The sequence below is a fragment of the Herbivorax alkaliphila genome, assembly GCF_030848475.1.
Taxonomy (GTDB): Bacteria; Bacillota; Clostridia; order Acetivibrionales; family Acetivibrionaceae; genus Herbivorax.
The window spans coordinates 1-1,026 of sequence record NZ_JAVDDS010000141.1; the positions used below are offsets into that span (position 1 = coordinate 1).

Annotated in this window: 1 protein-coding gene; it reads right to left on the reverse strand. The window is 37.0% G+C overall.

The genetic code is table 11. The features are described from left to right. Positions 1–1,020 (reverse strand): DUF6531 domain-containing protein (locus RBH29_RS17720; RefSeq protein WP_306698339.1); only part of this gene is annotated, 1,020 nt, incomplete at its 3' end. Positions 1,021–1,026: the final 6 nt, after the last annotated feature.

Below are 1,026 nucleotides of genomic sequence, written 5' to 3' on the forward strand. Positions count from 1 at the left end.
AGAATCCACTATGCTAGATTCAAATCCAAAAGTCCAGCCTCTTCCCATAGGTCCAATACGATTGTCTGTTGAATTGTATGTTCTGCTAAATACCAGTTCAAACCCAGGAGCTAATGCTGTCATATCAGTATATTTGCGTGAAAAGTTACCTGATGCACCTGTTCCAGTTTCTCCATATGTGTAATTAAGCCTAAGGTCGGCATATTGAGGTGGATACATATCTACAGTGTATGTTTTCTTTGTCTGCCCATCAGGTGCTGTGACTTCAATTGTTGCAGTACGAGGCAGTGAAGAATCTTGAGTTATTTCCACTGTCGCATCAGGATGATAGGTAACTACATCAATTTCAGGTTCAAATGTTTCAGGTGGCAATATACAGGTATAGTTGTTTTTGCCACAGACAAATCCATTCAACTCTCTGTCATTAATTGATATGGAGCTTAATTCAGCATCAAGTGTGTATTTTGCAACTACAACATCATTATAATCAGAGTCTAGCATTTTAACTAAAATATACTCAGGATTAATAGTCCTATAAGAGCGAAGTATAGCAGTAAATTCATAAAATTCATTTTCAGATTCAAAAATCCTTGGTGCGACAAGTCTTTGGTGTGGGGAATCAGAATGAATTTCGAAAATAAAGCCTATCCCATCAAAATTAGTTGTGCCAGTTATAATTATTTCATTGTCTTCATTTTTTTCGCTTATACTATCCACTGTAAATACCCTATCTCCGTATGACGCCTGTTCACCCAATACATAGGTTTTCAATTCAAAAGAATCCTCTAAAGTAGTCGCCTCTATATATTCACTTACATCTGACTCATTTCCTGCCTCATCAAATGCAGTCACAATGAACATATACTTTTGATCTGACAACAATTCTGTCACAGTGGCTGTTGTGTCAGTAGTAGTTTTCATCTTTGTATTGCCAAAATATATATTGTATCCTGCCACTCCCACATTGTCGGTTGAAGGATCCCACTTAAGTGTTACTGTTGTACTTGTGGTTCCTGTCACTTCTAT